Origin of the sequence: Pseudomonas sp. URIL14HWK12:I5 (genome assembly GCF_900176445.1) — a bacterium.
GTDB lineage: Bacteria > Pseudomonadota > Gammaproteobacteria > Pseudomonadales > Pseudomonadaceae > Aquipseudomonas > Aquipseudomonas monteilii.
The window spans coordinates 410,611-430,908 of sequence record NZ_FWXQ01000005.1 but is presented as its reverse complement, the minus strand read 5'-3'; the positions used below and the strand labels follow the sequence as shown (position 1 = coordinate 430,908).

Sequence of the window (20,298 nt, the reverse complement as noted above, 5' to 3'; positions counted from 1 at the left end):
AAGGAAGCGGCCATGTGCTATCGTTGCGCCGATACCGGAAAGGACCATAAGAGATTTCCCACATGAATGTGGCCGGGAGGCGAGCGCCAAACTGTGCACTTTCGCTGTTGCTGGCCGCCCTGTTCATTTCCATGGGCGCCGCCCGGGCAGATACCGCCACAACCACCGCCCAGGCCCAGCAACGCGCCAAGGCCGTGACCCAGGTCGTACTGGGTATCTTCAGCTATGCCCGCTGGCCGGTCGAACCCTCCCCCTTACGCCTGTGCCTGGTCGGCCCCACCGAGTATGCCGATGACCTGATCAAAGGCCATGTACAGGAGTCCGGCCGCCCGCTGCAGGTGCGGCGGCTGCTGGCAGAGGATACCCAGGTCGCCCAGGCCTGCGATGCCATCTACATTGGCAAGCTTGACCAAGGCCAGCGCGACAAACTGTTCGAGCGCATCAGCGGCCACCCGGTTCTGAGCATCAGCGAAGCGAACGACCCCTGCACGGTCGGCAGCCTGTTCTGCCTGCGGGTCAGCGACCAGCAGGTGGCCTTTGAAGTCAACCTGGATTCGGTGGCGCGTTCCGGCGTGCGCATCCACCCCAGCGTGCTGCAATTGTCGCGGCGCCGGGCGGTGCAGCCATGAAGCCGACCCGCAAGCAGGGCGTACGCCCGACCCTGCGCTCGGTGCTGGGCCGTGGCCACCTCAGCGTTGCCTTGCTCGCTGTAGGTCTGGCCGGTATTTCGCTTACGCTGCTGGGTGTGCTCGCCCTGCGCGTCTATGCCAACCACAACCTGCACCTGATTGCCCGCTCGATCAACTACACCGTAGAGGCGGCGGTGGTGTTCGATGACAGTGCTGCAGCCAACGAATCACTGGCGCTGATCGCCAGTAACGAGGAGGTGGCCGAGGCCAAGGTCTTCAACAACGAAGGCGAGCTGCTGGCGCACTGGCAACGCGGCGATACGGGCATGCTCGGCAAGCTCGAAGTGCAGGTGGCCACGGCCTTGCTGGATGAGCCGGTCAACCTGCCGATCCTGCACCAGCAGCAAAAAGTCGGGCACACTGAACTGGTCGGCCAGGGCCGTAGCCTGTTGCTGTTCCTGCTCAGCGGTCTGGCCGGAATCCTGTTCTGCACGATACTCAGCGCTTTGGCTGCCCAGTATCTGTCGCGGCGCCTGCTCAGCAATATCACCCGCCCGCTGCGCGGCCTGGCCAGTGTCGCCCACGCCGCCCGCCGCGAGCGCAGCTTCGACCGGCGCGTGCCGGAGGCGCCGATTGCCGAGCTCAACGAGCTGGGCAACGACTTCAATGCCCTGCTGGACGAACTGGAGGTGTGGCACAGCCACCTGCAGAGCGAAAACCAGACCTTGGCTCACCAGGCTAGCCACGACAGCCTGACCGGCCTGCCCAACCGCGCCTTCTTCGAAGGGCGCCTGAACCGCAGCGTGCGCAATGCCGCGCGGCAGCGGGACCACCTGGCGCTTTTGTTCCTCGACAGCGACCACTTCAAGCAGATCAACGACACCCTTGGCCATGCCGTGGGCGACGAAGTGCTGATCAGCGTGGCCGACCGCGTGCGTGCCCAGCTGCGCGAGCACGACCTGGTGGCACGCCTGGGCGGTGACGAGTTCGCGGTGTTGCTGACACCTTTGCAGTCGCGCAAGGACGCCGAGCAGATTGCCGAGAAGATCGTGGCCAGCATGAAGCTGCCGGTGCAGCTGGACAGCGGCCGCAGCATTGCCACCTCACTGAGTGTCGGTATTGCCTATTACCCGGATGACGGCGCTGACCCCGCCAGTCTTCTCAATGCCGCCGATGCGGCGATGTACGAGGCCAAGCGTAAACGCCGTGGCCATTGGCAAGTGGCGCAGACGGAACGGTCCGCCAGTGAAATCAAGAACAGGAGTTGAACCCGTGATGCACGCTTTACGTTTCCCCCTTTGGGCCTTGTTGCTCGCCATGCTGGCGCTGACCGGTTGCCAGAGCGCATCCCCCAAGGGCCTTACCCCTGAACAGATTGCCGTACTCAAGCGCGAAGGCTTTACCCCCACCGATGAAGGCTGGGCCTACGACCTGTCCGGTAAAGTGCTGTTCGGCAGCGACCTGGACAGCCTCAACGGCCAGAGCCAGGCGATTGTCGAGCGCATTGGCAAGGCGCTGCTGGGTGTTGGCATCCAGGGCGTGCGGGTAGACGGGCATGCCGATTCGTCGGGCAAGGCGGCGTATAACCAGCAACTGTCCGAGCGCCGTGCCCAAAGCGTGGCCAAAGCGCTGGTCGGGGTGGGCATGCAGGCCCAGAACATACAGCGCCGTGGCCTGGGCAGCACCCAGCCAGTGGCAGACAACCGCACCAGCGCCGGGCGTACCGAAAACCGGCGTGTATCCATAGTGGTGGCGTCTTACTGACTGGTTATATCAGGGCGCAGAGCGCCCTGATCATTCCTGAGCAAAACTCATCTCCCGCGTTTCGCCCATCAACAACGGCGCGTTCGCCTCGGTCACCCCCCGGATGTAATCCCACAGCAGGGTAATCCGCTTCAACTTCCTCAAATCCTCCCGGCAATACATCCAGAACTGCCGCGTCACCTCGATCTCATCCGGCAACACCGTCACCAATCTCGGGTCCTGTGCTGCCAGAAAACACGGCAATATCGCCAACCCACGCCCCTGCAACGCCGCGGTGTACTGTGCAATCACACTGGTACTGCGTAGGTGCGCACTGGCACCGGGGATCAGGTTGGCCAGGTACAAAAGCTCCGAACTGAACGCCAGATCATCCACGTAACTGATAAAGGGATGTTTGGCCAAGTCCGCCACCTGACGAATCGGCGCGTGGCTGTCCAGGTAATCCTGGGTCGCATACAGCCGCAAGCGGTAATCGCACAGCTTGCAGCACACATAAGGCCCATGCTCTGGCCGCTCCAGCGCGATGACAATATCAGCCTCACGTTTGGACAGGCTGATGAAGTGCGGCAGCGGCAGAATATCCACCGAAATCGCCGGGTAGGCATCAACGAAGTGGCTCAGCTGAGGGGTAATGAAGAAGCTGCCGAAGCCCTCCGTGCAACCCATGCGTACATGCCCCGACAACGCCACGCCCGACCCGGACACCTGCTCGCAGGCCATGTGCAGCGTGCTTTCGATCGACTCGGCATAGCCCAGCAGGCGCTGGCCTTCGGCGGTCAGCACAAAACCGTTGGTCCGCGACTTTTCGAACAGCAACGTACCCAAGGCCCCCTCCAGCGAGCTGATGCGCCGTGACACCGTGGTGTAGTCCACGCTCAGCCGTTTGGCGGCACTGCTGGCCTTGCGGGTGCGAGCCACTTCAAGGAAAAACTTCAGGTCGTCCCAGTTGAGGGCGCTCAGGGATGTGAGGTCTTTTTGCATGATGATCCGGTTTTTTTGTGCGTTCTTGTTGGATGTTTGCACATCTATACTCGAAACAAGCCTCAGGACGCCACCTTGCGTTTGCTTGGCGCTGGCGATCTCGTCCCGACAATAATTCCAAGGAGAACGCAGATGAACGCACCGCAATCCCCGAACCCCACCAAGGTCGAGCAGGTCAAGCTGCTGATCGACGGCCAATGGGTCGAGTCGAAAACTACCGAATGGCGCGACATCGTCAACCCTGCCACCCAGGAAGTACTGGCGCGCGTGCCGTTCGCCACCGTCGAAGAAGTCGACGCTGCCGTGGCTGCTGCCCATCGCGCTTTCCAGACCTGGCGCGACACCCCGATTGGCGCACGCATGCGCATCATGCTCAAGCTGCAGGCGCTGATTCGCGAACACACCAAACGCATTGCCCAGGTGCTCAGCGCAGAGCAGGGCAAAACCCTGGCTGATGCCGAAGGCGATATCTTCCGCGGGCTGGAAGTGGTCGAGCACGCGGCGTCCATTGGCACCCTGCAGATGGGCGAATTCGCCGAGAACGTCGCGGGCGGTGTCGATACCTACACCCTGCGCCAGCCGATTGGTGTATGCGCCGGTATCACCCCGTTCAACTTCCCGGCGATGATCCCGCTGTGGATGTTCCCCATGGCCATCGTCTGCGGCAACACGTTCGTGCTCAAGCCGTCCGAACAGGACCCTCTCTCGACCATGCTGCTGGTCGAGCTGGCGCTGGAAGCCGGCGTACCGGCGGGTGTGCTTAACGTGGTGCACGGTGGCAAGCAAGTGGTGGATGCCATTTGCACCCATCAAGACATCAAAGCCATTTCCTTCGTTGGCTCTACCGAAGTCGGCACCCACGTGTACAACCTGGGCAGCCAGCACGGCAAGCGCGTGCAGTCGATGATGGGCGCCAAGAACCACGCCGTTGTGCTGCCCGATGCCAACCGCACGCAAACCATCAACGCCCTGGTCGGTGCTGCTTTCGGCGCGGCGGGCCAGCGCTGCATGGCCACCTCGGTGGCGGTGCTGGTGGGCAAGGCCCGTGAATGGCTGCCGGATATCAAGGAAGCGGCCAGCAAGCTCAAGGTCAATGCCGGCTGTGAGCCTGGTACCGATGTAGGCCCGGTAGTTTCCAAACGCGCCAAGGAGCGTGTGCTGGGCCTGATCGAAAGCGGCATCAAGGAAGGCGCCAAGCTGGAACTCGACGGCCGTGACGTCAAGGTACCGGGCTACGAGCAAGGCAACTTCGTCGGCCCAACCCTGTTCTCGGGCGTGAAGACCGACATGCAGGTGTACACCCAGGAAATCTTCGGCCCGGTGCTGGTGACCCTGGAGGTCGATACACTTGATGAGGCCATCGCCCTGGTCAACGCCAACCCGTTCGGCAACGGCACCGGCCTGTTCACCCAAAGCGGCGCGGCCGCGCGCAAGTTCCAGAGCGAAATCGACATCGGCCAGGTCGGCATCAACATCCCGATCCCGGTACCGGTACCGTTCTTCAGCTTCACCGGTTCGCGTGGCTCCAAGCTCGGTGACCTCGGCCCGTACGGCAAGCAGGTGGTGCAGTTCTACACTCAGACCAAGACCGTCACCGCCCGCTGGTTCGATGACGACAGTGTCAATGACGGTGTGAACACCACCATCAGCCTGCGCTAAGGAGACGTCATGCGTATTGCATTCATTGGCCTCGGCAACATGGGCGCGCCCATGGCCCGCAACCTGATCAAGGCCGGGCACCAGCTGAACCTGTTCGACCTGAACAAAACCGTGCTGGCCGAGTTGGCAGAACTGGGCGGGCAGATCAGCCCGTCGCCCAAGGACGCGGCGGCCAACAGCGAGCTGGTTATCACCATGCTGCCGGCGGCGGCCCATGTGCGCAGCGTGTACCTGAACGACGACGGCGTGTTGGCCGGCATTCGCCCCGGCACACCAACCGTGGACTGCAGCACCATCGACCCGCAGACCGCCCGCGATGTGTCCAAGGCCGCAGCGGCCAAGGGTGTGGACATGGGCGATGCGCCGGTGTCCGGTGGCACCGGCGGCGCGGCAGCAGGCACCCTGACCTTCATGGTGGGCGCCAGCGCCGAGCTGTTCGCCAGCCTCAAGCCGGTACTGGAGCAGATGGGCCGCAACATTGTGCACTGCGGTGAAGTCGGCACCGGGCAGATCGCCAAGATCTGCAACAACCTGCTGCTGGGCATCTCCATGATCGGCGTGTCCGAGGCCATGGCCTTGGGTAACGCGCTGGGCATCGACACCAAGGTGCTGGCCGGCATCATCAACAGCTCGACCGGGCGTTGCTGGAGTTCGGACACCTACAACCCGTGGCCGGGCATCATCGAAACGGCGCCTGCGTCGCGCGGTTATACCGGAGGCTTTGGCGCCGAACTGATGCTCAAGGACCTGGGGCTGGCCACCGAAGCGGCACGCCAGGCACACCAGCCGGTGATCCTCGGGGCCGTGGCCCAGCAGCTGTATCAGGCCATGAGCCTGCGCGGCGAAGGGGGCAAGGACTTCTCGGCCATCGTCGAGGGGTATCGCAAGAAGGATTGACGAGCGAGGTGGACTTCATCGCGGGCCAGGTGGCCTTCCCTCTGTAACTGCGCACCAGAGGGAAGGGCACCTGCCCCGCGATTTTTTTATCAGGCGAAAACGAAGTACTTGCGTACAGTCTCGACCACTTCCCAAGTGCCTTTCATCCCCGGTTCGATGACGAATACGTCACCGGCTTTCAGGTGCTTCGGCTCTTCGCCTTCCGGGGTGATGATGCAGTAGCCATCGAGGAAGTGGCAGAACTCCCACTTCTCGTAGTTGACCTCGAACTTGCCCGGGGTGCAGATCCAGGTGCCCATGATCTTGCTGCCGTCGGCCGACAGGTAGGCATTGAGGTTGACGGTGTGCGGATCGCCGCCGATGCGCTTCCACTTGGTGGCGTCCACGACCGGTGTCGGGCAGGTTTCGCGCAGGACGGTGATGAAATCGGACATGGCACAACTCCTGGTGACTGGCTGAATGACTCGTCACCATAGGGCCATCGGCCGAGCCGCAGTTGCCTGGGCTCGACGTCCAGCTGTCTGGTCGCGCTATGCCAGGTGGTTTACCTCGACGGTGATGTGCGCCAGTTCTTCATGCACACCCAAGGCCTGGCGCACGCTGTCGGCGCTGAGGGCACTTGAGGTGGCCAAACCAAGAATGCAGGCGTATTGGGCCTTGCCCACCCGCCATACATGCAGGTCGGTGATGCTGGCCGGCACGGGCAGCTGCGCCACCACTTCGCGGATTTCTTCCACCACCGGCGCGTCCATCTCCGCATCCAGCAGCACCCGCCCGGTATCGCGCAGCAGGCCGCGGGCCCACAGCGCCACCAGCAGCGCACCCACTAGGCCCATGACCGGATCGAGCCAGCTGGCGCCCCAGAACTTGCCGGCCAGCAAGGCCACGATGGCCAGTACCGAAGTGGCGGCATCGGCCATCACGTGCAGGTAGGCCGAGCGCAGGTTCAGGTCGTGGTGGTGATGGCCGTGGTCATGGTGATGGTCGTGCCCATGATGATCATGATGGTGATGGTCATCGCGCAGTAGCCAGGCACAAATCAGGTTGACGGCAAGGCCTACCACGGCGATGAAGATGGCCTCGTCATAATGGATGGGTCCCGGTGCCAGTAGCCGCTCCACCGACTGGAACACCATCAGCCCGGCCACGCCCAGCAACAGCAGCGCGCTGGAATAACCACCGAGAATCTCGATTTTCCAGGTACCGAAGGCAAAGCGTCGATCAGCGGCATAGCGCCGTGCGGCGGCGTAGGCCAGTAGCGACAGGCCAAGGGCCAGAGCGTGAGAGCTCATGTGCCAGCCGTCGGCCAGCAGTGCCATGGAGTTGAAGAACCAGCCACCGGCAATCTCCGCCACCATCATCACGGCGGTCAGCCACACCGCCAGGCGGGTCTTGCGCTCGGCGCCCAGGTTGCTGGTGTGGAACTGATGGCTGTGCTGCCAACGGTCAGAGGTTTGTGTCGCCATGGTTTATCATGCTCCCGGACGATCGAGAAATATACTATACCCCAGTATACCTAGCATGGTGTGGAATCCAATGGCACATACCCTGAAGAGCAAGAAGCAACTGCTGGCCCGGGTGCGCAAGATCAAGGGCCAGGCGGCCGCGCTTGAGACGGCGCTGGAGCAGGACAAGGACTGCCTGGCGATCCTGCAGCAGATCGCCGCCGTGCGCGGCGCGGTGAACGGGCTGATGGCCGAAGTGATGGAAGGGCATATCCGCGAACATCTGGTGGCGGACGGGCTTAGCGCCGAGGAGCGGCAGGATGAGGCGGACAAGGTGGCGGCGTTGTTGCGGTCTTACCTCAAGTAATCTCGCGGGAGCGGAACCCGCTCCCACATGGATGGTGCAGGCGATTGGAAATTGGGTTGGGCAGTTGATCTATACCCCCCAGGGGTATGTGGCTACGCCCACCAATACCGCACAAAGTGGAAGAACACCGGCGCCGCAAAGCACACCGAGTCCATACGGTCGAGCATGCCGCCATGGCCTTCGATCATGTGTCCCCAGTCCTTCACCCCACGGTCGCGCTTGATCGCCGACATCACCAGCCCGCCGAAGAAGCCCATGGTGTTCACGGTCAGGGCCATCAGTGCGGCCTGCCAGAAGGTGAACGGGGTGATCCAGCACAGCAGGGCGCCTATCAAGGTGGCCAGTGCCACGCCGCCGGCCAGGCCTTCGACGGTTTTGGACGGCGACAGGGTGGGTGCCACCTTGTGTTTGCCGAACAGCTTGCCGCATACGTACTGCAGCACGTCGCTGATCTGCACCACCAGGATCAGCCAGGCTATCAGCAGCAGGTTGCGCCCCTCGTAGCCCGGGATGTCCAGCGTCATCAAGGCCGGCACCGATGACACGCAGTACACCGCGATCATCAACCCCCACTGTACCTTTGATGCACGCTCAAGGAAGCGTGTGGTATCGCCGCCAAAGCTGGCCAATATCGGCAGCAGCAGGAACAGGTACACCGGGATGAAGATGCTGAACAGGCCGTACCAGTCCATGGCGATGAGCACGTACTGCACCGGCAGCGCCACATAGAACGCCGCCACCAACGCCGGGTAGTCGCTGCGCCGGGTCGGGGTAAGGGTCATGAACTCGCGCAGGGCGTAGAACGACACGCCGTAGAACAGCACGATCACACCGTACTTGCCGAACAGGAAAGCGATGCCGATGACCAGCACCATCACCCACCAGGCGTTGATGCGAGCGTTGAGGTTGTCGATTACCGCGTGTGGCGCTGGGCCTGCGCGCCACTTGAGCAGGCGGCCGATCACGCTGGCGAGCAGCAGCAGGGCGCCGATACCGCCGAACAGGGAAAGGGTGTTGTCGTCCATGTCAGGCATCCTTCGGGGCCAGGTTCAGCAGGGCTCGGCTGGCCCGCTCTAGAAAGGCCTGCTTGCTTTCATCAGCGTGCAGGTGCAACGGTTCGCCAAAGCTCAGTGTGCAAAGTAGGGGCAGCGGAAGGGCGCGGCCCTTGGGCATCACCCGGTTGAGATTGGCGATCCAGACCGGTACCAGTTCGACGTCGGGGTTGGCTGCCGCCAGGTGGTACAAGCCGCTTCTGAACGGCATTAGCGGTTCATCACCCAGGTTGCGCGTGCCCTCCGGGAAGAAGATCAGCGAGTCACCCTGCGCCATGGCTGCGAGGATCGGTTGCAGCGGGCTGCCCTGGCCTTCACTGCGTTGCCGATCAATCAGCACGCCGTTGAACACCTTGCGAATGAGAAAGTCGCGAATCCCCGGTTTGGCCCAGTAGTCCGCGCCCGCCACCGGGCGGGTACGCTTGCGCAGAGGTTGCGGCAGTGAAGCCCACAGCAGTACGAAGTCACCGTGGCTGCTGTGGTTGGCGAAGTACAGGCGCTGTACCGGCAGCGGCGTACAACCCAGCCAAAGGGCGCGGGCACCCGTGATCAGGCGGGCGGCGGAGGTGATGACATAGGCGGTCAGGTTGGCGAGCATGAGGCGTTCGTTATCCCTTCAAAGGCAGTGTCAGCAGGGTAGCCAAGGCTAGCGAGAGCTGCAGGCCCAGGCATACGGCCTGACGGCGCAACAGGCCTAGTGCGGCCTGGCTGCGGGCAGGCCAGGCGCGGCCGTCGGTGGCCTGTGGTTTGAGTTTCAGTTCGAACAGGGCGTGGTCCAGGGCCTGGGTGTCTGCCGCCAGGTCTACGCTATTGGCAAGGTGGGCAAACAGTTCGGCATCGATCGCCACGCGGATGGCCCAGTACTTGTGCAGCACGCCGAGCGCCAGCAGCACGCTGCACAGCACGCTGGCCAGCGGTGCCAGAGGGAGACCCAGCAAGGGGGCGAGGCCATAGGCCAGAGCCAGCAGGGTGAGGCCGTCAGACAGGTGCTCCAGATGTTTGCCTCGGCCCAGCAGGCTGGCCACTACACGCAGGTTCATGGCTGTGCTTCCAGTTGCTGGAGAGCCTGGCGATGCGTGTTGCGCAGGACGATGCCGGGGCGGGCTTTGCGGATAAGGGATTCTGCCTGGTGGGCGTCATCGCAGCGGCCGGTCACCACCAGCCAGGCCGCCACGGCGCTGGCGCTGCGTGAATAACCCAAAGCGCAGCACACCAGCACGGGGCCTTGAGTGCGTAGGTGCTCGATAGCGCTGGCGGCTTGTTGTAGCAGGATGCTGTCGGGTGCTATCAGGTCAAGGGTGGGGAAATGCAGGTAATGCTGCGTTGCCAATACGGTGCACGGCAGCTCCGCACACAAATCGACAATCGCAGCAAATTGCCCCCCCTCACCACGTCCTGGAGTCCGCCCAAGGTACACGTCATCGCATACCTCATCCGCTTGCGGGTGGCCCTTCGTCCAAAGCCGCGAATTGAGCCACGCACCTGCCAGATAGGGTGCCAACAGCCACCGGCTCGCATTCGACAAGCGCCCGTCGGCACCCTTCTGAAAACCATCCGCCCCGAACACGGCATAGTTCATTGCCACTAGCCCCAGCGACACGCCCGGCCAACTTAACCACAGCCAGGTGCCGCCCAGCGCAACAGCTGGAAGCGCACACAGCAGCGCGCCCACAGCATAACAACCGGCGACCTTCCAACGCTTGGCATCCCGTGCAAGGCGGGCCGCCTGGAAGGGCAGGTGCCCTTGATACGGCCACAGCCACAGGCAGGCAAACCCGGCCAGCGCCCCAGTGGGTACATCGATGAAATGATGCTGCCAGGTGGTCAGCACCGACACCCCGATCAGCGCCATCCAGCCATGCATCAGCCAACGCCAGGGCTGGCGTTGCAGATGCCGGGCAAACATCGTCCAGATGATCACCAGCAAAGCGATGTGCAGCGAAGGCGCCTGGTTGAAGGGTTTGTCGAAGCCCATCAATACATCGAACAGCCAGCCGAACAGCCCGTCCAGTTCCGGTCGCTCGAAGGTGAAACGCAGCGGCCACAGCAGGAAACAGCAGACGCTGATCACCTGCGCGCTGAGCAGCGCCAGCGCGTGGCGGTCCATTTCCTGGCGTGTGCGCGGCAGCAGGAAGGACAGCCCGTAGAGCAGGTCGATCGACCAGTACGGGATGATCGTCCAGGGCCACAGCGGCATGCCGTGCTCCCAGCTGAACACCAGGCTGCCGACATCACTGCGCCCGGCCGTGTAATGGTTCGCCAGCCCATAGCTGAGGAAGAACAACGGCCCCAGCAGCAGAAGCCAGAACACGCCCCGGCGGATCAGCCCAGGCTCGCGTGGCGGGCTCACTCAGCGTACCCGCTGTGCCAGGCTGACGCTGAAAATGCCCCATTGATCGATACGCTGGGCCAGCTTGCGGAAGCCCGCTGCCTCGACCAACTGGTCCATCTCGGCCTGGCTGCGGCGGCGCATCACCCAAGCCTCGCCACCCCGATGGCTGGTGAGGGCGCGGGCAATCATCTCCAGTTGCGGGTGCCACGGCTGGCCGGTGTAGACCAGGTAGCCGCCATCCTCTACGGCGTCGGCCAGCCCGGCCAACGAGTTGCCCACCAGTTGGTTACTGGGGAAGAGTTCGTACAGCCCTGAAACCACTGCCAGCGTTGGGGGTTGCTCAAGTGTGGCCAGGCTCTGGCGATCGAAAGCATCGCCCTGGACGAAGCGGGCGATGTCGGCCAGGCCCTTTTCGCTGATTAGCGTACTGCCTTGCTGAACGTTCAGTTCGCTGTAGTCGCGCAGCAGGATCGAATCCGGCAACCGCTCAAGGTCTTGCAGGGCTTCGAGGATGTAGCGGCCATGGCCGGCGGCAATATCGACAATGTGCACGGGCCGTTGTTGTTCACGCAGGTGGGCGATGGCCAGGCGCAGCAATTCCTCGACGTGCAGCTTGCGCTGGCGAATACCACGCCAGCCGATGGCGTCGAGGTAATTCTGGTCGATCAGGCGGCCCAGTTTGCCCTTGCCGGTCGGCTGGTTGCGGTACACGTAGTCGAGGGTGCTGCCCGAGTCGAAGCCGGTGTCAAAGCCCAGCTTCACGCCTTCGGACAGCCCCTTGCCCAACTGCAGGCCCGCGCGGGTGGCGCGCCAGTAAAGGTCGCGGGGCGAATTGCGTGGCAAGGGGGCGGCCAGGCTCTCGGCCTCGGCGCAGCTGGCGCCGGTCTTGTCGGCATCCAGCAATGACGGCTGTGCGGCGGGGCGGGTGAAGCAGTGTTCGACAAACCGTTCGATGCGCCTCAGCGCATGGGCCCGATCACGTTCACCCAAGGTGTCGTGGAAGAACCCGGGCAGTAGGTGCATTTCCTTGCGGGCACTGCCCAACCGTTCGAAAAAGCGCTCCTGTGGCTGGCGCTCGACCACGAAGTCGGCCCCGGAGACCAGCAACTGGGTCGGTACCTGAATGGCCTGGGCGTCTGCCACTACCCGGTCGGCGGCTTCGTACAGGCCTAGCAGCATGGTCACCGAGATTGGCCGGCTGATCAGCGGGTCGGCCACGTACGACATCACCCGCTCCGGGTCATGGGTAAGCAGGCGCGGCTTGACGTAGCTGTTGACGAAGAAGTTGCCGCGCAAGGCCTTGAGCAGTTTCAGGCCGGGGCGGGCGAACGGCACGTACAGCTTGACCTTGAATGCCGGCGAGGCCAGCACCAGGCAGCGCACCTTGGGCGCGTAGTCGTGGGCCCAGGTGGCAATCAGCACGGCGCCGACGCTTTGCGCCAGCACCACCATGTCCTGCTCGGCGATACCGTGGTGGGCGTGGATATGTTCGATGAAGGTTTGCACGTCGCGCACGCTGGTGGCGAACCCCGGGCTGTCGCCGCGTGCACCTGGCGACTGGCCGTGGCCGCGCGCATCCCAGGCGAAGAAGTCATAGCCCGGCATGTCCAGTTCATCGGCCAGGTGGGCCATACGCCCGCCGTGTTCATGGCCACGGTGAAACATCACCACAGCCCGGCGTGGCTGGTGTTCGTTGCGGGTGGCAGGCCAATGACGGTAGTGCAGCTCGACACCGTCATGGGTGGAGAAATGCAGCGCTTGCGCTTGGCGCATGGTCAACGTCCTTTTGCGACGATTTTAGGCTCTGCGGGTTTCGGCCAGCCCCTGGCGAACCCGGTTGTAGAGGGTATAGAGCGAGAGCGCGAGGATGACCAGCAGCAAACCATTGATCCAGCTGTCGTTCAGCAGGCCAAAGGCGACGCCGGTGCCCAGCACGCCGAAGGCAAAGGCGCGGTCGCTTTTGCCCATGGGGCCGTCATAACGCCGCGAGGCGCCGGCCAGCGGGCCCATGACCCCGGCGTATTCGCTGAAGGTGGCGCACAGCACCACCAGTGTCACCAGCGTCGGTGACACCCCGGCCAGCAGGGCGAAGGGCAGGTACAGGGCGGCATCGGCGATCACGTCGCAGAGTTCGTTTAGGTAGGCGCCGAGGGTGGATTGCTGGCCGAACTCCCGAGCCAGCATGCCGTCGACGGCGTTCAGCGCCATGCGCAGCAACATCCACACTGGCACCAGGATGAACAGCCAAGTGGCATGGGGCAGGGCGGCTAGCAGCAGGCCCAGCAGGATCGATACCACGGCGGCGGTGACGGTGACCTGGTTGGCGGTGACGCCCCGGTCATGCAGGCGCTGGACGGTTGGGCGCAGCAGAGCCTGGAAGCGCGGTTTGAGCTGGTAGATCGATGCCACTGGAAAGTCCTTTTTAGTGGTGCGATGTGCCGATTGTGTGCCGAGGATTTTGCTGGCTGCAAGTGAGTGGCTGAGAAATTGCTCACATCGGTTGAGGCCAGGGTTTTCAGCGCGCCCGGCACACGCCATTATCGGCCCATGACTACCTTGCTCGATTTCTACCAGAACATTGGCCCAGCGCTCTCGCTGCTGGTGGTGCTGACCTTCCTGCTGGCCGGCGCCGTCAAAGGTGTGATCGGCCTGGGTATGCCGACCATCGCCATGGGCCTGCTGGGCCTGGCTATGTCACCGGCGCAGGCTGCTGCGCTGCTGATCGTGCCTTCGACCCTCACCAACCTTTGGCAACTGGCAAGTGGCGGGCACCTTCAGGCCTTGCTGGTGCGGCTAGGCCCGATGCTGGCACTCATCTTCATTGGCACCTTGCTGGGCAGCGCCTGGTTGGGCATCAACAGCGGCCCATGGGCCGTCCACGCACTGGGTGCGGCCTTGCTGGTGTATGCGGTGTACGGGCTGATTGGCCCAGGTTTGCAAGTGGCGGCGGCGCACGAGCGCTGGCTGGGGCCGGTTTGTGGGCTGGTGACGGGGGGCGTCACGGCGGCAACCGGGGTATTCGTGATACCGGCTGTGCCCTACCTGCAGAGCCTGGGCCTGAGCCGCGAGCAACTGATCCAGGCCCTGGGCCTGTCGTTCACGGTTTCGACCCTGGCGCTGGCCGTTGGCCTGGCCGGGCAGGATGCCTTGGGTGGCCAGGCGTTGGGGGCTTCGCTGCTGATGCTGGCGCCAGCTTTGCTCGGCATGCTGGTCGGCCAGTGGTTGCGTCAGCGCATCAGCGCGCTGGTGTTCAAACGTTGCTTTTTCATCGGCCTGGCGGCACTGGGCGGCCATTTGCTGATCAACGGCTAGCGCTTGAGGCGCTGAGCATGTCGACCCGCTGGATATCGAAATCGCGCTCCAGGTAATCCATGCGCTTTTCGAAGAACGCGGCCATGTGCGGCAGGGCCGAATGCACATCCAGCGCAGCCTGGTTGGCCCACACTTCGAAGAACACGAACAGGCTCGGGTCCTGCTGGTCACGCAGCATGTGGTACTCGATGCAGCCCGGCTCCTGGCGGCTTGGCTCGACGTAAGGCCGGAACAGGTTTTCGAAGGCGTCAGCCATTTCCGGGCGGGTCTTGGCTTTGAGGATGAAGGCGAACTGCTCGCTCATGGGGCGCTACTCGGTGATGGAAGGTGAACCGATTCTACGGCAATAATATGCTGCGCATTCGTGACTTCTGGTCAATTGTATTTTGCCCCGTTACCGCTGTATCCCAACCCCATGGGTCTCTAACCTGCCGGCATGAATTCTGACCCGGCCGGGGAGGCCAGCATGAAAAAGATCCTTCTGCTCAATGGTGGTAAACAGTTCGCTCACTCCGATGGCCGCCTCAACGCGACCTTGCACGAAGCGGCCATCGCTCACCTGGACCGCGCCGGTTTCGATGTGCAGGAGACGTTCATCGACGGCGGCTACGACGTACAGGCCGAAGTGGAGAAGTTCCTCTGGGCCGATGTCATCATCTATCAAATGCCGGGGTGGTGGATGGGCGCGCCCTGGACCGTGAAGAAGTACATCGATGAAGTCTTCACCGCTGGCCATGGCAGCCTTTACGCCAACGATGGCCGCACCCGTTCGGACCACTCGCAAAAGTACGGCAGCGGTGGTTTGGTACAGGGCAAGCAGTACATGCTGTCGCTGACCTGGAACGCGCCGCAGCAGGCATTCGATGACCCTGCCGATTTCTTCGAAGGCAAGGGTGTGGATGCGGTGTACTTCCCGTTCCACAAGGCCAACCAGTTCCTCGGCATGACCGGCCTGCCAACCTTCCTGGCGGTAGATGTGATGAAGCGCCCGGATGTACCGGCGGCACTGGCGGCTTATGAAGCACATCTGGACAAGGTGTTCGGCAAGGCGATCTAATCCAGGCAAGTAGCTGCCGCAGGCCCGAATGTGAAAACCCGATCCGAAGAACTCCAGGTGTTCGTCGCCGTCATCGACTGCGGCTCGATCTCTGCCGCTGCCGAGCAGATGGGCCAGACCCCGTCCGCCGTCAGCCGTACCTTGTCGCGCCTGGAGGGCAAGCTCGGCACTACCTTGGTCAACCGCACCACCCGGCGTATGGACCTGACCGAGGAAGGACGCTTTTTCCTTGAGCGTTCGCGGCAGGTACTGGAGCAGATGGACGAGATGGAAGAGCGCCTGTCGATGAACCGCCAGACCGCTACCGGGCGGCTGCGCATCAATGCGGCCGCGCCGTTCATGCTGCATGCCATCTTGCCGTGGATTGGCGAGTTTCGCCGCCAGTACCCGGGTATCGAGCTGGAGCTTAACACCGACGACCTGATCATCGACCTGCTGGAGCAGAGCACCGACGTGGCGATCCGCATCGGTGAGCTGGCCGACTCCAGCCTGCACGCACGCAACCTCGGTTGCAGCCCGGTGCAGGTGCTGGCCAGCCCGGTTTACCTTGAGCAGCACGGTACACCGCAGCAGGTCGAGGATCTGGCCAACCATAGCCTGCTGGGTTTCAGCCAGCCCGAATCGCTCAACCAGTGGCCACTGCGCCATGCCCAGGGTGACCGTTGGAGCATTCGCCCGGCGCTGATCGCCTCCAGTGGCGAGACCCTGCGCCAGCTGGCGCTGGCCGGCGAGGGCATCGTCAGTCTGTCGCACTTCATGACCCACGAGGACATTCGCACCGGGCGTCTGCAGGTGCTGCTGAGCGAGGCCAACAATGGCTACCGCCAGCCGATTCATGCGGTGTACTACCGCAACACCCAGCTGGCATTGCGTATCCAGTGCTTCCTCGATTTCATCCAGCGCAAGCTGGCGATGTACGCCTGCTGAGTTGCCTGAACGCGACATATCCTGTCCGCAGACGGCGAAACTTCCTACGTGTTATTGCGCAGTCGAACCGCTTCGGCCTTACTGACTGCTCAACAAAAACAACACCAAGGAAGTGTCATGCGTATTGTTCCATTCCAGTACCTGGCTCTCGCAGCCGCGATCCTGAGCTGTTCCTCGGTTTACGCCGCCACGCTGGAGGGTGGCGCGGTGGCGGCCCCCGATCAATATGGTGCACAGGTGGCTGCCGATATCCTGAAAAAGGGTGGTAACGCGGTGGATGCCGCGGTGGCCACTGCCTTCACCTTGGCAGTGACGTACCCCGAAGCCGGTAACATTGGTGGTGGCGGGTTCATGACCCTGTTCGTCGACGGCAAGCCTTACTTCCTCGACTACCGCGAAGTCGCGCCAAAGGCCGCCACGCGCAACATGTACCTCGATGACAAGGGCGAAGTCATCGAGAACCTCAGCCTGGTCGGGGTGCGTGCAGCAGGTGTGCCCGGCACCGTGATGGGCCTGTGGGAGGCCCACAAGAAGTTCGGCAAGCTGCCCTGGAGCGAGCTGCTGACCCCGGCCATCGGCTATGCGAAAAATGGCTTCAAGGTGGCGGAAAAGCAGTACCAGTACCGCAACGATGCCCAAGGCATGTTCAAGACGGCGACCAATTTCAACGACTACTTCGGCAACATGAAGGTCGGTGAACTGTTCAAACAGCCAGAACTGGCCCAGACACTGGAACGTATCGCTGACAAAGGCGTGAGCGAGTTCTACCAGGGCAAGACCGCCGACCTGTTGGTGGCGCAGATGCAGGCTGACAAAGGCCTGATCACCAAAGAAGACCTGAAGGACTACAAGGCCGTATGGCGTGAGCCGATGGCCGTGAGCTGGCGTGGCAATGTGGTCTACACCGCGCCACCGCCAAGCTCTGGCGGTGTGGCCCTGGCCCAGCTGCTGGGCATCAAGGAAGACCGTGCGGCGGACTTCAAAGGGGTGGCGCACAACTCGGCGCAGTACATCCACCTGTTGGCCGAGATCGAGAAGCGCGTGTTCGCCGACCGTGCCGACTACCTCGGTGACCCGGCGTTCACAAAGGTACCTGTGGATAAACTGGTGGCCAAGGACTACCTGGCCAAGCGTGCCGCGCAGGTCAACCCGAACGCCATTTCCGAAACCGACAAGGTCAAGCCGGGCCTTGAGCCGCACCAGACCACGCACTTCTCCATCGTCGACAAGCAGGGCAACGCGGTCAGCAACACCTACACCCTCAACCTCGACTACGGCAGTGGCGTGGTGGTGAAGGGCGCAGGCTTCCTGCTCAACGACGAGATGGATGACTTCAGCGCCAAGCCGGGGGCGGCGAATGCCTTTGGTGTGGTGGGTGGCGATGCCAATGCCATCGAACCGGGCAAGCGTATGTTGTCGTCAATGAGCCCTAGCCTGATGACCCGCGATGGCAAAGTCGAGCTGGTGATCGGTACGCCGGGTGGCTCGCGGATCTTTACCTCGATCTTCCAGGTGATGAACAACCTGTACGACTACGGCATGCCGCTGGACAAGGCGGTGGCGGCGCAGCGCGTGCACCATCAGTTGCTGCCCAAGGACACTATCTACTTTGATGCCTATGCGCCGTTGACCGGGCCGGAGGCTGACAAGTTGAAGAAGATGGGTTATGTGCTGGAGGATCAGGGCTGGGAGATGGGTGATATCCAGGCGATCCGGGTGGACGGGGCCAAGCTGGAGACCGCTTCCGATCCACGTGGGCGAGGTGTGGGCATAATCGTGAAGTAAGCAGTCGCTTGTGCCGGCCCTATCGCCGGCAAGCCAGCTCCCACAGGTGTGCCGCTGCCCTTAAGGCTTGCATTGTCCCTGTGGGGGCCTGGCTTGCCGGCGATGGGCCGCAAAGCGGCCCCAAAATCTTGAGGTCAGACGCGGAACTGGCTGACCAGCGTCTGCAACTGCCCACCCAGCCGCGCCAGTTCCACACTGGACGCCGCTGTCTCGTCACTGGCCGCTGCCGTCTGCTCCGACACATCACGTACATTCAGAATGCTACGGCTGATCTCTTCAGCCACCGCGCTCTGCTGCTCTGCCGCCGCCGCAATCTGCTGGTTCATCGACTGGATGCTCGACACCGTGCTGGTGATGCTCTCCAGCGACGCCCCGGCCTTGCGTGCCAGCTCGACGCTGCTGTCGGTGAGGGTACGGCTGCCCTGCATGGCGTTCGCCACTTGCTGGGTGCCATGTTGCAAGCTGGCAATCAGCTCTTCGATTTCTTCGGTGGACTTCTGCGTGCGCTGCGCCAGGCCGCGCACTTCGTCGGCAACCACGGCAAATCCACGCCCGGCCTCGCCAGCACGCGCCGCTTCGATCGCAGCGTTCAGCGCCAGCAGGTTGGTCTGTTCGGCCACCGACTTGATCACGTCCATCACGCTGCCGATCTTCTGGCTTTCCTGCTGCAGCAGGTTCATGGCTTCGGTGGAGCGGTGCATGTCTTCGGCCAGGCGCTCGATCTGGCCAATCGCCTCGCCCACCACGCGATCGCCGGCACGGGCTTCGTCGTCGGCACCGGTGGCGGCATGCGAGGCCTGCTCGGCGTTGCGTGCCACTTCCTGAACGGTGGCAGCCATTTCGTGCATGGCGGTGGCCACCTGATCGGTCTCGACCTTCTGGCTGTTGGCGCCCGCGCTGGTCTGTTCGGTGACTGCCGACAGCTCTTCGGCGGCGCTGGCGATCTGGGTGACGCCATCACGGATGCCAGTGATCAGCTCGCGCAGGGTGGTGCCCATGCGTGCGATGCCTTGCTGCAACACGCCCAACTCATCGCGGCGGGTGACGCGCAGGTGCTGGGTAAGGTCGCCGCTGGCGATCTTTTCCACTGCTCCCAGGGTTTCACGCAGCGGGCCGGTGATCTGGCGGGTGATCAGCACCGCTGCCAGCACGCCAACCAACAGCGCCAGCAACGTGGCGATGGCCTGCAGGCTGCGGGCCTGGGTGCTTTCGATGTCGCGGCGCTCCAGCTGGATCTGGTACAGCGCATCGCTGCGCTTGACGATGTCGGCGCCCTGTACGGTCATTTCGGCGCGTGAGGTGGTGATGTCGGCGACTGCGTCGCGGAATTGGCGTACGGCGTCGCGGTAGGCCAGCACCGAGCGCTCGAACTGTTGCAGACGAGCGTCTTCGGCGGGCAGCTGGCGCTTGAGGTTGTCGATGTCGGCCAGCGCTGCGTCCAGCTGGCGCAGGGCTGCTTGTTCGTTGGCGGCGGTGTTGTCGGCAATGTAGCCGCGCACGTCGATGCGCACCTGCAACAGTTGCTGGCGAGCCTTGCTGATCAGCTGGTACTGGGCCAGGCGTACGCTGTCGGCCTCGGGGCGTGCCATGACTTCCTGGCTGAGCACATCCATGGCCTGGTCGGCGCGGGTGGCCGAGCTGTCCATCGCCGCACGCGCATTGCGGGTGGCGTCGTAGCCCTGGCGCATCTTGTTCAGCGACAGCTTGTAGGCGCTGATGGTTTCGCCCAGTTCATTCAGCAGCTTGATGTTTTCCGGGCTCTTGAAGGTGCTGGCCAGGTAAGCCTGCTGCTTGCTGAAGGCGTCCAGTTTGGTCTGGGTGTTGGCGGCGGCGGCATCGTCGCCGTTGGCGATCATGTACTGCAGGCGCGCAATGCGCAGGTCGGTGAGGTCTTTGTTCAGCTGGCCGATGTCGCCCATCCAGTTGCTGCGGTCGATCAGGCTGCCCAGGCTGGTCCAGCCGGTGAGGGCCAGCAGGCCGGTGAGTACCAGCACCAGGCCGAAGCCCAGGCCGAGTTTGAGGTTGACGCTGATGTTGGCGAACCAGCTGTTCATGCACGCTCTCCAGAAGTAGTTTTCGCTCTCTTGATCT

General features: G+C 63.1%; 21 protein-coding genes. 10 read left to right on the top strand and 11 right to left on the bottom strand.

All coding sequences use genetic code 11. The features are described from left to right. Nucleotides 1–62: 62 nt before the first annotated feature. From B9A31_RS14680 to B9A31_RS14670, 3 genes are read left to right on the top strand one after another with little or no spacing between them, the layout of a single operon-like run. A complete protein-coding gene (locus B9A31_RS14680) occupies nt 63–629 on the top strand; it encodes a regulatory sequestration protein YfiR (protein WP_019097845.1) in 567 nt (188 codons plus the stop codon). Continuing rightward, on the top strand, nt 626–1,897 hold the full coding sequence (locus tag B9A31_RS14675) for a diguanylate cyclase DgcN/YfiN (RefSeq protein WP_025754016.1): 1,272 nt from the start codon (nt 626–628) through the stop codon (nt 1,895–1,897). Before B9A31_RS14680 ends, B9A31_RS14675 begins: the two co-directional genes overlap by 4 nt. Before the next feature lie 4 nt (nt 1,898–1,901). Beyond that, nucleotides 1,902–2,393: an outer membrane lipoprotein YfiB gene (locus B9A31_RS14670; protein ID WP_027609098.1), complete on the top strand. Its 492-nt coding sequence runs from the start codon at nt 1,902–1,904 to the stop codon at nt 2,391–2,393. Between the two features lie 30 nt (nt 2,394–2,423). Here B9A31_RS14670 and B9A31_RS14665 read toward each other — a convergent pair whose 3' ends face one another. Continuing rightward, nucleotides 2,424–3,374, bottom strand: a complete 951-nt coding sequence (locus B9A31_RS14665; RefSeq protein ID WP_025754015.1) for a LysR family transcriptional regulator — start codon at nt 3,372–3,374, stop codon at nt 2,424–2,426. 132 nt (nt 3,375–3,506) lie between these two features. Between B9A31_RS14665 and B9A31_RS14660 the strand changes: the two genes are divergently transcribed. Together B9A31_RS14660 and mmsB are read left to right on the top strand one after the other, a co-directional pair. Continuing rightward, entirely contained in the window at nt 3,507–5,033 is a 1,527-nt protein-coding gene (locus B9A31_RS14660) for a CoA-acylating methylmalonate-semialdehyde dehydrogenase (protein ID WP_016713426.1), read from the top strand. Nucleotides 5,034–5,042: 9 nt separating this feature from the next. After that, on the top strand, nt 5,043–5,930 hold the full coding sequence (mmsB, locus tag B9A31_RS14655; RefSeq protein WP_027609099.1) for a 3-hydroxyisobutyrate dehydrogenase: 888 nt from the start codon (nt 5,043–5,045) through the stop codon (nt 5,928–5,930). A gap of 89 nt (nt 5,931–6,019) precedes the next feature. Here the strand turns inward: mmsB and B9A31_RS14650 are convergent, their stop codons facing one another. Next, the gene (locus tag B9A31_RS14650) at nt 6,020–6,364 is read right to left on the bottom strand and encodes a cupin domain-containing protein (protein ID WP_003258412.1); all 345 of its coding nucleotides are present in this window, start codon (nt 6,362–6,364) and stop codon (nt 6,020–6,022) included. A gap of 96 nt (nt 6,365–6,460) precedes the next feature. After that, a complete protein-coding gene (gene dmeF / locus B9A31_RS14645) occupies nt 6,461–7,396 on the bottom strand; it encodes a CDF family Co(II)/Ni(II) efflux transporter DmeF (RefSeq protein WP_027609100.1) in 936 nt (311 codons plus the stop codon). Nucleotides 7,397–7,466: 70 nt separating this feature from the next. Between dmeF and B9A31_RS14640 the strand changes: the two genes are divergently transcribed. Then, entirely contained in the window at nt 7,467–7,742 is a 276-nt protein-coding gene (locus tag B9A31_RS14640) for a metal/formaldehyde-sensitive transcriptional repressor (RefSeq protein ID WP_019098795.1), read from the top strand. A gap of 92 nt (nt 7,743–7,834) precedes the next feature. On the opposite strand, the gene B9A31_RS14635 is transcribed toward B9A31_RS14640, so the two are convergent. From B9A31_RS14635 to B9A31_RS14610, 6 genes are read right to left on the bottom strand one after another with little or no spacing between them, the layout of a single operon-like run. Further along, on the bottom strand, nt 7,835–8,767 hold the full coding sequence (locus tag B9A31_RS14635; RefSeq protein ID WP_019098796.1) for a phosphatidate cytidylyltransferase: 933 nt from the start codon (nt 8,765–8,767) through the stop codon (nt 7,835–7,837). Between the two features lies 1 nt (nt 8,768). Next, nucleotides 8,769–9,392, bottom strand: a complete 624-nt coding sequence (locus B9A31_RS14630) for a lysophospholipid acyltransferase family protein (RefSeq protein ID WP_084297091.1) — start codon at nt 9,390–9,392, stop codon at nt 8,769–8,771. Between the two features lie 10 nt (nt 9,393–9,402). Then, a complete protein-coding gene (locus tag B9A31_RS14625) occupies nt 9,403–9,834 on the bottom strand; it encodes a hypothetical protein (RefSeq protein ID WP_084297090.1) in 432 nt (143 codons plus the stop codon). Then, nucleotides 9,831–11,144 (bottom strand): phosphatase PAP2/dual specificity phosphatase family protein, encoded by a 1,314-nt coding sequence (locus B9A31_RS14620; protein WP_084297089.1) that lies wholly within the window; start codon nt 11,142–11,144, stop codon nt 9,831–9,833. The genes B9A31_RS14625 and B9A31_RS14620 overlap by 4 nt, the downstream gene beginning before the upstream one ends. Continuing rightward, nucleotides 11,145–12,899 carry a bifunctional alpha/beta hydrolase/class I SAM-dependent methyltransferase gene (locus B9A31_RS14615; protein WP_027609102.1) on the bottom strand — a complete coding sequence of 585 codons (1,755 nt, stop codon included), beginning with the start codon at nt 12,897–12,899 and terminating at the stop codon, nt 11,145–11,147. Nucleotides 12,900–12,923: 24 nt separating this feature from the next. Continuing rightward, nucleotides 12,924–13,535, bottom strand: a complete 612-nt coding sequence (locus tag B9A31_RS14610) for a CDP-alcohol phosphatidyltransferase family protein (RefSeq protein WP_019098801.1) — start codon at nt 13,533–13,535, stop codon at nt 12,924–12,926. 138 nt (nt 13,536–13,673) lie between these two features. Between B9A31_RS14610 and B9A31_RS14605 the strand changes: the two genes are divergently transcribed. Next, nucleotides 13,674–14,438 carry a sulfite exporter TauE/SafE family protein gene (locus tag B9A31_RS14605; RefSeq protein ID WP_019098802.1) on the top strand — a complete coding sequence of 255 codons (765 nt, stop codon included), beginning with the start codon at nt 13,674–13,676 and terminating at the stop codon, nt 14,436–14,438. On the opposite strand, the gene B9A31_RS14600 is transcribed toward B9A31_RS14605, so the two are convergent. Beyond that, nucleotides 14,428–14,742, bottom strand: a complete 315-nt coding sequence (locus B9A31_RS14600) for a putative quinol monooxygenase (protein WP_019098803.1) — start codon at nt 14,740–14,742, stop codon at nt 14,428–14,430. The two genes, B9A31_RS14605 and B9A31_RS14600, sit on opposite strands and share 11 nt — an antisense overlap. A 162-nt stretch (nt 14,743–14,904) precedes the next feature. On the opposite strand from B9A31_RS14600, the gene B9A31_RS14595 reads away from it, so the two are divergent. The 3 genes from B9A31_RS14595 (at nt 14,905) to ggt (ending at nt 18,207) form a co-directional block, all read left to right on the top strand. Further along, the gene (locus B9A31_RS14595; protein WP_084297088.1) at nt 14,905–15,495 is read left to right on the top strand and encodes an NADPH:quinone oxidoreductase MdaB; all 591 of its coding nucleotides are present in this window, start codon (nt 14,905–14,907) and stop codon (nt 15,493–15,495) included. Between the two features lie 30 nt (nt 15,496–15,525). Then, nucleotides 15,526–16,422 (top strand): LysR family transcriptional regulator, encoded by an 897-nt coding sequence (locus B9A31_RS14590; protein WP_025754006.1) that lies wholly within the window; start codon nt 15,526–15,528, stop codon nt 16,420–16,422. Nucleotides 16,423–16,539: 117 nt separating this feature from the next. Further along, nucleotides 16,540–18,207 carry a gamma-glutamyltransferase gene (ggt, locus tag B9A31_RS14585; protein ID WP_019098806.1) on the top strand — a complete coding sequence of 556 codons (1,668 nt, stop codon included), beginning with the start codon at nt 16,540–16,542 and terminating at the stop codon, nt 18,205–18,207. Nucleotides 18,208–18,341: 134 nt separating this feature from the next. Here the strand turns inward: ggt and B9A31_RS14580 are convergent, their stop codons facing one another. Next, the gene (locus B9A31_RS14580; protein WP_019098807.1) at nt 18,342–20,261 is read right to left on the bottom strand and encodes a methyl-accepting chemotaxis protein; all 1,920 of its coding nucleotides are present in this window, start codon (nt 20,259–20,261) and stop codon (nt 18,342–18,344) included. Nucleotides 20,262–20,298 lie beyond the last annotated feature (37 nt).